General features: G+C 74.5%; 11 protein-coding genes. 7 read left to right on the top strand and 4 right to left on the bottom strand.

Going from position 1 to position 14,366, the window contains the following annotated elements:
- Positions 1-51: 51 nt before the first annotated feature.
- Positions 52-900, top strand: a complete 849-nt coding sequence (locus tag A4V12_RS11805; protein WP_064069300.1) for a YwqG family protein — start codon at positions 52-54, stop codon at positions 898-900.
- 395 nt (positions 901-1,295) lie between these two features.
- On the opposite strand, the gene gndA is transcribed toward A4V12_RS11805, so the two are convergent.
- Positions 1,296-2,735: an NADP-dependent phosphogluconate dehydrogenase gene (gndA, locus tag A4V12_RS11795; RefSeq protein ID WP_064069255.1), complete on the bottom strand. Its 1,440-nt coding sequence runs from the start codon at positions 2,733-2,735 to the stop codon at positions 1,296-1,298.
- A 206-nt stretch (positions 2,736-2,941) separates the two neighbouring features.
- On the opposite strand from gndA, the gene A4V12_RS11790 reads away from it, so the two are divergent.
- The 3 genes from A4V12_RS11790 (at position 2,942) to A4V12_RS37990 (ending at position 6,548) form a co-directional block, all read left to right on the top strand.
- The gene (locus tag A4V12_RS11790) at positions 2,942-4,198 is read left to right on the top strand and encodes a transglycosylase family protein (protein WP_064069254.1); all 1,257 of its coding nucleotides are present in this window, start codon (positions 2,942-2,944) and stop codon (positions 4,196-4,198) included.
- Between the two features lie 439 nt (positions 4,199-4,637).
- Positions 4,638-6,104, top strand: a complete 1,467-nt coding sequence (locus tag A4V12_RS11785) for an SDR family NAD(P)-dependent oxidoreductase (protein WP_064069253.1) — start codon at positions 4,638-4,640, stop codon at positions 6,102-6,104.
- A gap of 273 nt (positions 6,105-6,377) precedes the next feature.
- Entirely contained in the window at positions 6,378-6,548 is a 171-nt protein-coding gene (locus tag A4V12_RS37990) for a hypothetical protein (protein ID WP_199831266.1), read from the top strand.
- 156 nt (positions 6,549-6,704) lie between these two features.
- Here the strand turns inward: A4V12_RS37990 and A4V12_RS11780 are convergent, their stop codons facing one another.
- The 3 genes from A4V12_RS11780 to A4V12_RS39930 form a co-directional block, all read right to left on the bottom strand.
- Entirely contained in the window at positions 6,705-8,117 is a 1,413-nt protein-coding gene (locus A4V12_RS11780) for a lipase maturation factor family protein (protein ID WP_064069252.1), read from the bottom strand.
- 22 nt (positions 8,118-8,139) lie between these two features.
- Complete coding sequence (locus tag A4V12_RS11775; RefSeq protein ID WP_064069251.1) at positions 8,140-8,685, bottom strand: DUF1990 family protein; 546 nt, start codon at positions 8,683-8,685, stop codon at positions 8,140-8,142.
- A gap of 73 nt (positions 8,686-8,758) precedes the next feature.
- Positions 8,759-9,082 carry a YndJ family transporter gene (locus A4V12_RS39930; protein ID WP_423563876.1) on the bottom strand — a complete coding sequence of 108 codons (324 nt, stop codon included), beginning with the start codon at positions 9,080-9,082 and terminating at the stop codon, positions 8,759-8,761.
- Positions 9,083-9,229: 147 nt separating this feature from the next.
- Between A4V12_RS39930 and A4V12_RS11765 the strand changes: the two genes are divergently transcribed.
- The 3 genes from A4V12_RS11765 (at position 9,230) to A4V12_RS11755 (ending at position 14,321) form a co-directional block, all read left to right on the top strand.
- Entirely contained in the window at positions 9,230-10,648 is a 1,419-nt protein-coding gene (locus A4V12_RS11765; protein ID WP_064069249.1) for a DUF6777 domain-containing protein, read from the top strand.
- Positions 10,649-10,698: 50 nt separating this feature from the next.
- Entirely contained in the window at positions 10,699-12,798 is a 2,100-nt protein-coding gene (locus tag A4V12_RS11760; RefSeq protein ID WP_064069248.1) for a SpoIIE family protein phosphatase, read from the top strand.
- Between the two features lie 86 nt (positions 12,799-12,884).
- Positions 12,885-14,321: a wax ester/triacylglycerol synthase domain-containing protein gene (locus A4V12_RS11755; RefSeq protein ID WP_064069247.1), complete on the top strand. Its 1,437-nt coding sequence runs from the start codon at positions 12,885-12,887 to the stop codon at positions 14,319-14,321.
- Positions 14,322-14,366: the final 45 nt, after the last annotated feature.

Genomic DNA, 14,366 nt, shown 5'->3' with positions numbered 1-14,366 from the left:
GGGAGGGCCGGGGCGGGTCCGTTGTCAGTGGCGGGGTGCATGATCCTCCCCATGACATCGAGCGCCCCCGACGTGCTGCGCACGCTCGCCCGTGACCACCTGCCCGAAGGGATCGCGGAGCGGTGGACCCGCCTGCTCCGGCCGAGCTTCCGCCTGGAGAAGGCCACCGGGCACGCCCCGGTGGCCGGCAGGCTCGGCGGAGCGCCCGAGCTGCCGGAGGACTGGGCCTGGCCCCTCTGGGAGGACCACGGCCCGCTCGCCTTCGTGGCGTCCCTCGACTGCGCGGCCCTGCCCGCCGGCGCCCTCGACATCGCCCTGCCGGCCGACGGCACCCTGTCGTTCTTCTACTTCGACGGGCAGCTGGACGACGGCTGCGCGGTGGTCCACCCCGGCGAACCCGCCAGCTGGGCGGGTGCGCGCGTGCTGTACGTACCGGCCGGCACCCCCGTCGCGGAGCGGCCCGCGCCCGAGGGGATACGCCCCTATCCGGAGGTGCCGCTCACGGCGCGCGCGGAGACGACGGCGCCCTACCCGTGGCATCCCGTGGTGTACCGGGAGTTCGCGCCGATGGGCGACGACCACCCGGTGTGGGGCGAGGACTTCCGCGCGGCCCTGTGGGAGCACGCCAGGGGGACGGAGCACCGCATCGGCGGCCACGCGAACCCCGTGCAGGACGAGGTGGAGACGGAGGTGGCGCACGGCGTGCTGGGCGGCCCGCCCTGGGACGACCCGCGCATCCGCGAGGAGGCCCTCCGCTGGGTGCTGCTCGCCCAGATCGACACCGACGACGACGCCGGCATGATGTGGGGCGACTGCGGCGCCCTCTACTGGCTGATACGGCCCGAGGACCTCGCCGCCCGCCGCTTCGACCGCGCCATGTTCACCTGGCAGTGCGGCTGACCGCCGCCTCCTCCCGTGTGCCGCGCCCGTGACCCCGATGCGTGATCCCACCGCGCGCGGGAAGGCGCAGCGCGAGAGCCTGGAAGGCACACGTCGCACAGCCGAGGGAGCGCGCCATGACCAGCCCGAACCCGTACCCGCCCGACCCCGTGCCCCCCGCGCCGACCCCGACGCCCGGCCCGCCGGACCCGGTCCCGCCGACGCCCGTGCCGCAGCCGGGCCCGCCGGGCCCCGAGCCCGGCCCCGCCCCGGGCCCGGTGCCGACCCCGGCACCCCCGCCCCACCCCGGCCCCCCGCCCCCCGGACCGGCCCCCGACCCGGTGCCCAAGCCGCCCGGCCCCGACCCGGTGCCGGGACCGGAGCCCGAACCCGGCCCGGCGAGCTGACGTCGGACGTCAGCCGGCCACCTCCGAGCGGTCACCGCCCCAGAGCGTGTGGAAGGACCCCTCCCGGTCCGTCCGCCGGTAGGTGTGCGCCCCGAAGAAGTCCCGCTGCGCCTGGGTGAGCGCGGCGGGCAGCCGGGGCGCCCGCAGCGCGTCGTAGTACGCGAGCGCGGCCGCGAAGCCCGGCGCCGGCACGCCCCGCCGGGCCGCGGCCGCCACCACCGCGCGCCAGTCGTCCTGGGCCTCGCCGATCTCCGCCGCGAACCCCGCGTCGGCCAGCAGGCCCACCAGCCCCGGCCGCGCCTCGTACGCGGCCCGGATGCGGTCCAGGAACGCCGCCCGGACGATGCAGCCCGCCCGCCACAAGGACGCGACCGCCCCCGGGTCCACGTCCCAGCCGTACGCCTCGCTGCCCGCCCGGATCTGGTGGAAGCCCTGCGTGTACGAGACGATCTTCGACGCGTACAGCGCCTGTTCCACCGCCTCGGCGAACCGCACCGCCTCGGCCTCCTCCATCGGCTTCACGTCCGGGCCCGGCAGGCCCTCCGACGCCTCGCGCAGCGCCGCGTGGCCCGACAGCGACCGGGCGAACACGGCCTCCGCGATGCCCGGCACCGGCACCCCGAGGTCCAGCGCGATCTGCGCCGTCCAGCGTCCCGTGCCCTTCTGCTCCGCCCGGTCGGCCACCACGTCGACGAACGGCTCGCCCGTCGCCGCGTCCCGGTGCGCCAGCACCTCCGCCGTGATCTCGATCAGGTACGAGTCCAGCCGCCCGGCGTTCCACCCGCGGAAGGTCTCGGCGATCCGCGCGGGAGTGAAGCCCGCCACCTCGCGCAGCAGGTGGTACGCCTCGGCGATCAGCTGCATGTCCGCGTACTCGATGCCGTTGTGCACCATCTTGACGAAGTGGCCCGCGCCGTCCGGCCCGACGTGGGACACGCACGGCGTCCCGTCCGGGGCCCTGGCGGCGATCCGTTCCAGCAGCGGGCCCAGCGCCTCGTACGACGCGGCCGAGCCGCCCGGCATGATGCTCGGCCCGTGCAGCGCCCCCTCCTCGCCGCCCGAGATGCCCGCCCCCACGAAGTGGAGCCCGCGCTCGCGCAGTTCGCGTTCGCGGCGCCGCGTGTCGGCGAAGTGCGCGTTGCCGCCGTCGACGACGATGTCGCCCGGCTCCAGCAGCGGCGCGAACCGCGCGATCACCGCGTCCGTCGGTTCGCCCGCCTTCACCATGACGACCAGGCGGCGCGGCCGTTCCAGGGCCGCGACGAACTCCTCGGCGTCCAGGGCGGCGACGAACGCGCCCTCGTGCCCGAACTCCTCGACCAGGGCCGTCGTCCTGCCGGGCGTCCGGTTGTGCACGGCGACCGTGAGACCGCTGCGGGCCATGTTGCGGGCCAGGTTGCGGCCCATGACCGCGAGCCCCGTGACGCCGATCTGGGCAGTGCCACTCATGTGTGTGCTCCTGGTTTCCGGTGGGTTCCGCGCGTGCCGATGCACGTGTACGCGTCCATACGGGCCGCACGAGCAGGACGTTCACCGGCGCGCCCCCAACGTGCGCCCCCATAGGGCGATTTGACGACCGCGTGCCCCCCTTGTCACAGCCTGTCGAATACCTCTAGCTTGGGCGGCTGCTGACGTGTGCAAGGGGGGACCGACCCATGGCCGTACGCGGACGACACCGCCGGTATCAGCCCAGCCGTATCAACCGGGCATCGCTCACCGTCACGGCGAGCGGCGCCGGCATGGCGCTGCCGCTGATAGGAGCGGGAACGGCCCAGGCCGCGTCGGTCGACGTCTGGGAGAAGGTCGCGGCCTGCGAGTCGACCAACAACTGGCAGATCAACACCGGCAACGGCTATTACGGCGGACTGCAGTTCACCCAGTCCACCTGGGAGGCCTACGGCGGGACGCGCTACGCGCCGCGCGCCGACCTCGCCACCAAGGACCAGCAGATCGCCATCGCCGAGAAGGTGCTCAAGGGCCAGGGACCGCGCGCCTGGCCCAGCTGCTCGGTCAAGGCGGGCCTCACCCGTGGCGGGGACGCGCCCGACATCTCCCCGCAGTCGGCGTCGCGGGCCGCACCCGCACCGAGCCGGCAGGCACAGCCGAAGAGCGAGTCACGGCCCGCGTCGCCGCCCGCGACCCCCACCACCGTCCCCGGCAAGCGCGAGAGCTACACGGTCGCCCGGGGCGACTCGCTGTCGGGCATCGCCGCGACGGAGAAGGTCAGAGGCGGCTGGCAGCGGCTGTACGAGGACAACCGCACGGTCATCGGCAGCGACCCCGACCTCATCATGCCGGGCCAGAGACTCGCGCTGCGGACGACGGCACCCAGACCGGCGCCCGCCAAGCCCCCGACGGCCGCCCCCGAGCGGCCCGCGGCCCCCCGTGAGGCCGCGCCGCCCAAGAAGGCGGCACCTCCGGCGAAACCCGCCACCGCCAAGCCCGCGCCCGCCAGGCCCGCACCCGCGAAGCCGGCCGCGGCCAGGCCCGCACCCCAGCAGCGGACCGCCGGCTTCAGCGCACCCGTCGACGCAGGACCCAGCACCGCCTACCGCAAGGCGGGCTCCTCCTGGTCCAGCGGCTACCACACCGGGGTCGACTTCCCGGTCCCGACCGGCACCTCCGTCAAGGCCGTGGCATCCGGCCGGGTGGTCTCCGCCGGCTGGGGCGGGGCGTACGGGTACCAGGTCGTCATCCGCCACGAGGACGGCAAGTACAGCCAGTACGCCCACCTCTCGGCGCTCACCGTGCGCGAGGGGCAGCGGGTCAGCAGCGGGCAGCGGATCGCCCGTTCCGGGTCGACCGGCAACAGCACCGGACCGCACCTCCACTTCGAGGTGCGCACCGGACCGGGATACGGCTCCGACATCGACCCCCTCGCCTACCTGAGGTCGGGCGGCGTCCGGCTGTGACGGCGGCGGCGCGGCGGTGAGCAGGACGGTCCCGCCCGCCGCCACCACCCCGCCGGCGACGGCCACGTCGATACGGGGCGCCGCCGGCCCGGCGCCCCGCCGGGCCCAACGACCGGGCACCCCCGCCGCCTGACGGCCGCACCGCTCGTATGCCCTGCTCGTACACGCTGCTCGCACGCCCCGGCCGCACCCTCCGGCCGTACGGAGGCGCTCGCCGTCGCGCCGAGCGGCCCCGCCGGGCGGCATCCCGGCGCGCCACCGCACGGCACCCCCACGCGGCCCCGCCGCGCATCCGCACGCCCCGCCGCGCCTCGCACCGCGCCGCCGCCGGGGGCCGTCCGGTCCGGACATCGTTTGGCGGCAGTGCCCCCCACTGACGTAAAGTGCGGCTTTTGAAAAGTAAACGTGGCAAACGAGTGATCGAGGAACGGCAGCGGCCATGACGGTGACTGAAGAGAACCAGGCGTACGGGCCGGGTATCGACCCCGAGCGCCTGGCCGTCTGCCTGAGCGTCCTCGAGGAGCTCGACACGATCGACGTCGACCACCCGGACGCCATCGCCGTCCGCCGTGCCACCGCCGGCGTCTACCGCACCGTGAAGCAGCGCCGCCGCCAGGAGCGCCGGGCCGCGAAGACCGCCCACGACAAGGCGGTCACCGAGGCCACCGCGACCGGCTCCGCCGAGCGGATCGACGACGAGACGCAGGGCCTGCTGCCGTCGTCCTCCGTCGCCGGCGAGATCGCGGGCGTGCTCCAGCGCCCCCGCTCCTGCTACATCTGCAAGACCCGGTACGTCGAGGTCGACGCCTTCTACCACCAGCTGTGCCAGAAGTGCGCCGCCGAGAACCGGGCCCGGCGCGACGCCCGCACCGACCTCACGGGCCGGCGCGCCCTGCTCACCGGCGGCCGCGCCAAGATCGGCATGTACATCGCGCTGCGGCTGCTGCGTGACGGTGCCCACACCACCATCACCACCCGCTTCCCCAACGACGCGATCCGCCGCTTCAAGGCCATGCCGGACAGCGACGAGTGGATCCACCGCCTGAAGATCGTCGGCATCGACCTCCGCGACCCCGGTCAGGTCGTCGCCCTCGCCGACTCGGTCGCCGCCCAGGGGCCGCTGGACATCTTGATCAACAACGCCGCTCAGACCGTACGCCGCTCCCCGCGGGCGTACAGCGAGCTGATCGCCGCCGAGTCGGCCCCGCTGCCGGCGGGCGAGCTGCCGCCCGCCGAGGTCATCGGCACCTTCGGCAGCGGTGCCGTGGAGACCATGGCCGCGCTGCCCTCGCCCCGCGGCGGTGACGCCCTGACGGCCCAGGACGTCACCGAGCTCGCCCTGGTGAGCGGTTCGGCGTCGCTGGAGCGCATCGCCGCCGGCACCGCGATCGACGCGGGCGGCCTGGTACCGGACCTGCACGACACCAACAGCTGGATCCAGACCGTTTCCGAGGTCGATCCGGTCGAACTTCTCGAAGTCCAGCTCTGCAACTCCACCGCGCCGTTCATCCTCATCAGCAAGCTCCGCGCCGCGATGGCCGCCTCCCCGGCACGCCGGACGTACGTGGTCAACGTGTCCGCCATGGAGGGCGTCTTCAGCCGCGGCTACAAGGGCGCCGGACACCCGCACACCAACATGGCCAAGGCCGCGCTCAACATGCTGACGCGCACCAGCGCCCAGGAGATGTTCGAGTCCGACCGCATCCTGATGACGGCCGTCGACACCGGCTGGATCACCGACGAGCGCCCGCACCCCGACAAGGTGCGACTCGCCGAGGCGGGCTTCCACGCCCCCCTCGACCTGGTCGACGGCGCGGCCCGCGTCTACGACCCGATCGTGCGCGGCGAGATGGGCGAGGACCTGTACGGCTGCTTCCTGAAGGACTACGCCCCCGCCAAGTGGTGAGCGTCATGGCTGACGGACAGGACGCGCGCCCGTCCTGTCCGGAAGCGGGCAACGTGTCCGGATCCTGACTGTGTGACGCGTTCCATCGAGCGGAAGCGTGCTCATTTGGTTAACCTGAGGCGAACGGCCCGCCGCCAGGGATCCACGAAACCCCCTCAGGCGGGCCTCGGGGACAGGCCTGCCACCAAGGCTGCGTTTCCGCCCGAGTACCGGCGCCACCGCGACCGACGGCAGTACATGTCCTCATAGGTTCGCGACACGAAGGAGTGCGCGGTGACACCAGAACTCATGCAGCAGGAGCAGCGGCCGGCGGATCACGGCGAACGGTCCGCCAAGCCCGAAACCCTCGGCAGCCTCGAAGTGTGGGCCCGTTCGGCCCCGATCCGGCTGGCCGGTTACGAGGACGACCTCGCCGAGCCGCACATCCTGCCCGGCATCGACTGACGGGCCGGGCCTTCGGGCCCGTACCACGCGGCCGGTCCGCACCGTGCGCCCCGTGCCCCCCGCCGCCCCGGCGGGGGGCACGCGCGTGCGCGCGGACGCCACCCGTGGGCCCGTACGCGTCGGAAAACCGCGCGGGGCGGCCCGCACACCGGCCGGTCAGGACAGCCGGGTGGGGGGCAGGAATTCCCGGACGTGCGTCCGGTGCCACCAGGCGCCCGTCTCCCGCAGTTCCCGCCAGGTCGTGAACCGGTAGCGGTAGAGCCTGGCGCGGATCCGTACGGGCGGGGCGTCCGGGAAGGGGTTGTGCCGCAGCAGCCTCAGCGTGTCGCGGTCACCTTCGAGCAGCCGCTCCACGAACGGGGCGAACCAGCCGTGCGCGTACGCGGGGGAGAGCGCGGCGAACCACATCATCCAGTCGAGCCGCAGGTGGTACGGGGCGAACTGGCGCGGCAGCCGCCGTAGGCCGCCGGGCTTGCCCTTGAACTCGTACTCCCGCCACACGGTGCCGGGGTGGACGGTCGGCTCGTCGGTGCCCTCGATCACGATCTCGTGCCGGACGCGCCCGACCGAGCCGAACGCCCCGTACGTGTTGACCAGGTGCAGCGGGTCGAAGGAGCGGTTCATGGCCTGGCGGCGCGAGAGCAGGTTGCGGGCCGGCCGCCGGCTGAGGAACACCACCAGGGCGGTGACGGCGATGACCATGATCCCGTACCAGAGCGGCGGGCTCGGCATCGCGGGCGCGTCGGCCACGAGGGAGCCGTCGACCGCCGACAGGGCGAGCACGATCGTGATCCAGTTCAGCCAGGCGAAGTTGCCCGACAGCACCAGCCACAGCTGCGTCAGGACGATGAGCGCCGCCGCGGCGCTCGCCACGGGCTGAGGGGTGAAGAGCAGCACGGGCACCACGAGTTGCGTCACGTGGTTCGCCCCGGCCTCCACCCGGTGCAGGGGCCTGGGGAGGTGGTGGAAGAACCAGCTCAGCGGCCCGGGCATCGGCTGGGTCTCATGGTGGTAGTACAGGCAGGTCAGGTCGCGCCAGCAGGCGTCGCCGCGCAGTTTGATCAGCCCCGCCCCGAACTCGACCCGGAACAGCAGCCACCGCAGCAGGAACAGGATCAGGACGGGTGGGGCCGTATCCTCGTTGCCGAGGAAGATCGCGAGGAAACCCGTCTCCAGCAGCAGGGACTCCCAGCCGAAGCCGTACCAGGTCTGGCCGACGTTGACGATGGACAGGTACAGGGCCCACAGCACCGCCCACATCAGCATCGAGACGGCCAGCGGCACCGCGTCGCCCGCCCCGGCGGCCAGCGCGAGCGCCAGCGCCGCCCCGGCCCACGCGCAGAGGGCGAAGAACCGGTCCGAGTAGTGCAGGTGGAACACGCTGGGCGCGACACGCGGCGGGACCCTGCGCAGGTACGCCGGTACCGGCAGCATGCCCCGCTCGCCGATCAGCGCCCGGAACTGGAGGGCGGCGCCGAGGAACGCGACCAGATAGACCCCGGCGAGGGCCCGCTGGAAGACCAGCCGGCTCAGCCAGTAGTCGGACGAGGTGAACCAGAACCACTCCATCGGTCCCAGTATCGGCCGACTCTCACCGCGTGGCGATCTTTGCCAGCGTGCGCCCCAGGTGCCGCGCGTACGCACGCTGGAACAGGGGTACGAGCGGCCCTGCGGCCCGGGTGTACCAGCGCGAGGGCCGGCTGAACGCCGTCACCGTGAACCAGACGGAGCCGTCGGCCCGGCGCTCCACCACGAACGACTCCTCCCCGCACTCCGGGTGGCCGGCCAGGGTCCCGTACGCGAAGCCGATGCGGTCCTCGTCGTGCACCGCCCACACCACCTCGCACGGCGCCGCGACCCGGAGCGGTCCCGCGCCGAGCGAGATCTCCACCGCCGTGCCGGGTTCGGCACGCGCCGCACCGGCCCGCACCCGGACGCGGGACCGGCGGTGCAGCGCCCATGTGGTCACGGCCGCCCCCGCGGTCTCGAAGACCTCCCGGCCGTGGCCCACCGGGTTCTCGTGGCGCAGGTGGTTGTAGCCGGCCGGGAGGGGGCGGGTCCGGGTCGCGCCGACGTCCGGATAGGTGAACCCCGGCGGCGTGGCGGGGGTGCTGAGGCTGCGGATCAGGCGCGTCATGCGGGGTTCTCCCTGGGTCTGCGCGGTTCGGCGGGTTCGGTGGGTTCGGCCGGCTGGGCGGCTCGGCGGAGTCTCAGGTTTCGCAGATCTCGCGGGTCCCGGGGGCACGGAGGCTCCGCCGGGGGCGCCCGGTCCGTCCGGCGAGCCCGGCCCGTCCGGCTCCGTCGGCTGGATCGCTCCGGCGGAGCCGGTGCCAGGCCGCCATCGCGCAGAGGGCGAAGCCGAGCGCGGCGGCCGGGGCGCCGCGCGGCAGCCACAGGCACACGGCCCCCGGTACGGCGAACAGCGGCCACGCCCGCCGGATCGCCGCCGGCTCCGGAGCGCCCACCAGGCGCAGTCCCACGGGGACGATCACCAGCATGCCGAGGGTCACGATCAGGCCCACCAGGACGGACACGGGTACCCCACCCCCCTTCTTGAACGCGTTCAGCCCCTTGAGCGTAGAGGGGCTCTTGAACATGTTCAAGCCCGCCGCGTCCACCGGGCCCCGGGTTGCGGGCCGCCCCGGGATCCGGCAGACAGGAACCACCAGAAGGAGGTTCGCGTGCGCTCACCGATACGTCGCCGCCGGTACGCCGCCCCCGCCCGGCCGGCCGCACTGCTGCTGGCCGCCGGGCTGCTGGCCGCGGGCTGCGGCGGCGCGGACGACAGCGGCGGTGGTACGACGGAGGCGGCCGGGGTGGCCCTCGTGGACCAGCACGGTGTGCGCCTCCAGCCGACCGGAGCCCGTGGGCCCCACCCGTTCACCGCATCCACGGTCCGTCCCTCGCCGCAGAGGCCCGCCGCGCCCGCGCAGCGGGTGTCCGAAGGGCCGGGCCCGGTCGCCGTGCCGGGGTCCACGCCCGGCCTCTACGGCGGTACGCCCTCCGTCGCCGACTGCGACGTGGAGCGGCAGGCCGACCTCCTGACCGTCGACGACGCCAAGGCGGAGGCCTTCGCGCGGGCCGCCGGGATCGGCCCCGCGGGCATCGGCTCCTGGCTGCGCGACCTGACCCCCGTCCTGCTGCGCGCCGACACCCGCGTCACCGGCCACGGTTACCGCGACGGCTCTCCCGTGCCGTACCAGACGGTCCTCCAGGCCGGCACGGCCGTCCTGGTCGACCAGTACGGCGCGCCGCGGGTGCGGTGCGCCTGCGGCGGCCCGCTGCGGTCGCCGGTCCTCGACGGGGGCGGGGCGGGCCGGAGCGGTACGGGCCGGAGCGGTACGGAGCCGAGCGGTGCCCAGCCGGGCGGTACGCCCGGGGTCGCGGCCGTCGCCGCCGGGCCCCCGCAGCCGGGCGGGGCGGCCGAGGGCAGAGCCACGCCGTGGGCCGGCTACCGCCCCGGGCGCGTCGTGATCGTCACGCCGACGCAGCAGGTGGTGCACAGCCTCCTCATCGTGAACCTCCGGAACAACACCTGGCTGGAGCGCCTCACCGGCACCGGCGGCGCCCGCGACCGGCGTCCCGAGGCCCCGCCGCCGTACGCCCCGGGCGAGCGCGACCTCGCGGCCTCGGCGGGCACGGCGCCGCCCCAGGACCCCGGGGCCGTGGCGCCCACCGACTGCCCGACCTCGATCGGCGGTACCCGCACGGTGCCGCCCGGCTGCCCCACCCCGCCCCCGCCCCCGTCGCCCCCGGTCCTGCCCGCGCCGGACGGTGCGGGAGGCGTCCCCGACACCGGACAGGTGCCGGACGCCCCGGCCGTCCCGGAGACCCCGGCCGCCCCGGACGTCCAGCAGGTCCCAGGGGCCCCGCCGGACGGCGGCGGCGCACCGGACGGTGGCCTGCCGGACAGTGGCGGCGCACCGGAGGGCGGACCGGACGGCGGCGTCCCGGACGGGCCCGATGGCCCCTCAGGGAGCGGCGCACCCGACGCCCCCGGCGCGCCCGACGACCTCGGCCCGCTCGCTGATTCCGAAGTTCCGGATACAGCGGGCGAGCCGGAGGGTATGCCATTCCAGCCGGATCCCTACGAGGGCTGATGGCAAAGCGAACAGTCGAAAAACCCGACAAATGATGGCAGAGTGGCTCCATGGTTGATCCGGCAGCGGATGCCCTGTCGCTCCCCGAGGACTGGCCCGCCCACCCGGATCTGAGCATGGCCCTCAACCACATGGGCAGCTTCGACTGGGACCTCGACACAGGGCTCATGCACATGGACGAGGCCGCCCTCGACGTCTTCCAGACGGACGTCACCGAGTACGACGGGCGGCCCGAGAGCCTCGCGCCCCGGGTGCCGCCCAGTGAGTCCATCCGGCTCGACGGCATGGTGGCGCAGGCCCTCAAGAGCGGCGGCACGCACTACGGCACCTACTTCCGTATCCGCACCCGTGACGGCGGCCTGCGCTGGACGCACACCCAGGGATTCATCCGGCGGGACGAGACCGGCCGCCCGCGCCGCATCATCGGCATCGTCAGGGACGCCACCCAGGAACTCGCCGAGTCCACCGCCCGCCGCGAGGTGGACGTGGAGCGGCGGCGCCAGACCAGCGTGGTGGAGTCCACCACGGCGGCCCTGGCCCACGCCCGGACCGTCCAGGACGTCATCGACGTACTGAAGGACTCGCACGGCCTGGAGCACCTCGGCGCGACCAGTCTGGTGATGGGGCTGCTGGAGTCGGGCCGTATCCATCTGGTCGCCGACGGACCCCGGGGTTCCTTCGTGCCCGGCACCCGGTACACCCGGGTGGACGAGGAGTACCCGATGAGCGAGGTCGTCCGCACCCTCGCCCCCCGGTTCATCGAGTCGCCCGAGGACTTCGCCACCTCCTACCCCATCCTCTGGCCGCACATCAGCGGGCTCGGGATCACCTCCGCCGCCTACCTGCCCCTCATCGCCCAGGCCCGGCCCATCGGCGCGCTCGGCCTGCTCTACAGCGACAAGAACGGGTTCTCCCCGGAGGACCGCAACGTCCTGGTCGCCCTCGGCAGCAGCATCGCGCAGAGCATCCAGCGCGCCATGCTCTTCGAACAGGAACACGACCTCGCGGAGGGGCTCCAGCAGGCCATGCTGCCGCGCCGGATCCCGCAGATCCCCGGCGCCCAGATCGCCGTCCGCTACCGCGCGGCCCGGCTCGGCCGGGACATCGGCGGCGACTGGTACGACATCATCCCGCTGCCCGGCGGCCGGGTCGGCGCCGTCATCGGGGACGTCCAGGGGCACGACACGCACGCCGCGGCCGTCATGGGCCAGCTCCGCATCGTGCTGCGCGCGTACGCCGCCGAGGGGCACACGCCCGCCACCGTGATGGCCCGCGCCTCGTCCTTCCTGCACGAGCTGGACACCGACCGCTTCGCCACCTGCACCTACCTGGAGGCCGACCTGGCGACGGGCGTGGTCCAGGTGGTGCGGGCCGGCCACGTCGACCCGCTGCTGCGGGACACCGACGGAAGCTGCCGCCGGGTGCCGGTGCAGGGCGGGATGCCGCTGGGCCTGTCGGCCGAGTTCGGGCGGCTCGACTACCCCGTCGGCATCCTCGAACTGGACCCCGGACAGGCCCTGCTGCTCTACACCGACGGGCTCGTCGAACAGCCCGGCAGCGACCTGGACGAGGGCATGCAGTGGCTCACCGCCCTGGTCCGCAACGGGCCGCACGACCTCCAGGAGCTCGCCGACCACATGTGCGAAGTGGTCGACGAACGCGGCGGTGAGGACGACGTCGCCGTCCTGCTGCTGCGCCGCAGGGGCGGGTACACCCCGCAGGCGGGCGGGCGCCTCCAGCAGCACGTGGCGCAGAGCGACCCGGAGGCCCTGAGCGCCGCCCGGCACATGATCCGGGCGGCGGTACGGGCCTGGGGCGCGGGCGAGCGGGCCGACGAGATCGAGCTGGTCGCCGACGAGCTGATCACCAACGCGCTGCTCCACACCGACGGCGGCGCGATCGTCACCCTGCGCATGCTGGCCGGGCACGAACGCAGGCTCCGGGTCGAGGTCGAGGACCGCTCCAGTGCCCTGCCCCGCCGACGGGAGGCCGGGCTCTCGGGCGTCTCCGGCCGTGGGCTGCTGCTCGTGGACCGGCTCACCGACGTGTGGGGCGTCGACTCGCGCGGCACCGGCAAGTGCGTCTGGTGCGAATTCACCCTCTTCGGCCGCGCCGACATCCCCTGGACATCAACTGTTGACGCAACGTGAGCGTTCACTGCTTGACCGTGACCGATCGTGGGCGTTTGACTGCCTGCACACAGCCTCCTACGGCCCACCCACGACATGGGGATCCCTTGAGCAGTGAGCTGCTGGCACCTCTCGACCTGGCCTTCTGGCACCTCGAAACGGCCGACCACCCCATGCACCTGGGCGCCCTCGCCCGCTTCGACCCCGGCCCCGGCGACCCCGGCGACGTCCTGGCGCTGCTCGCCGAGCGCGCCGCCGCCATCCCCCGGCTGAGGATGCGGGTGCGTGACGTGCTGCTGCCGGTCGGCGGTGCCGCCTGGAGCGTCGACACGTCCTTCGACGTGCACCGCCACGTCCGCCACCTGCGCCACGAACCGCACGCCCCCGTCGACCCGCCTGCCCGTACTGCCCCGCACGGACGGCCTGCCGGCGGCGGGGGTGACGACGGGTTCACCGCCTGGGCCACCCGGCTCGCCGGGGAACTGATGGAGCGCCCCCTCGAAAGAGGACTGCCGCCCTGGGAGATGTACCTGCTGACCGGGGAGCCCGGCGGGCCCTTCGCGGTGCTCGTCAAGCTCCACCACGCCCTCGCCGACGGGATGCGCGCGGTCGCCATCGGCGCCGGGATCTTCGACGAGATCGCGGGCGCCCGCCCGGCGCGCCGCCACCGCCCGCACCCCGTACCGCCCCGCTCCTGGCTGCCCGGCCCGCTGAACGTCGCGGACGCCGCCCGGGGACGCATCGAGGAGCTCGGCCGCGCCCTGGGCGTCGGCGCCTCCGTCGTGCGGGCCAGCCGCCTCGACCTGCGCGGCGCTCCCTCGCTCACCGCGGGCTCCAGCGGGACGCGGCGCCTGGCCACCGTCGACCTGGACCTGGAGGAGGTGCGGCGGGTCCGCCGGGTCACGGGCGGCACCGCCAACGACGTCCTGCTCGCGGTCGTCGCCGGGGGACTGCGCCAGTGGATGCTGGACCGCGGGGAGCCGCTGCCCGCCGACGACCCGCGCGCCCTGGTGCCGGTCTCCCGGCGCAGGCCCGGCGGGGCGCCGGGTCCCGGCAACACCTTCTCCGCGTACCTGCTGGACCTGCCGCTGTCCGACCCCGACCCCCTGGGCCGGCTCGGTGCCGTACGCCGCCGCATGGACCGCAACAAGGCCGCCGGGCCCGGTCGCGGGGCCGGGGCGGTCGCGCTCCTCGCCGACCAGCTGCCGCCGCTGGCCCACCGGTTCGGCGCCCCGCTCGCCCAGGGAGCGGCACGGATGCTGTTCGACGTCCTGGTGACCAACGTGCCGCTGCCCCGCTCCCGCCTCTCCCTGGGCGGCTCCCCGCTGCGGGCCCTGCATCCCATGGCCCCGCTCGCCCGCGGTCAGGCCTTGGCCGTGGCCATGTCCCCGTACGACGGACGCGTCCACGTCGGGCTCGTGGCCGACGGCAAGGCAGTGCCGGACGCGGACCGGCTCGCCGCGGCCATGGCCGGCGAACTCGCCGACCTCGTCAAGCTCACCGACCACCCGGACCGACCCGCCGGGACCGGCCGCCTCGACTGACCCCGCGGCCCGCGGCCCGCGGCCCCGTCCCCGGCCCCGTCCCCC

The sequence above is a fragment of the Streptomyces noursei genome (assembly GCF_001646665.1).
GTDB classification, from domain to species: Bacteria; Actinomycetota; Actinomycetes; order Streptomycetales; family Streptomycetaceae; genus Streptomyces; species Streptomyces lavendulocolor.
This window is presented reverse-complemented; position numbering and strand designations above follow the sequence as displayed.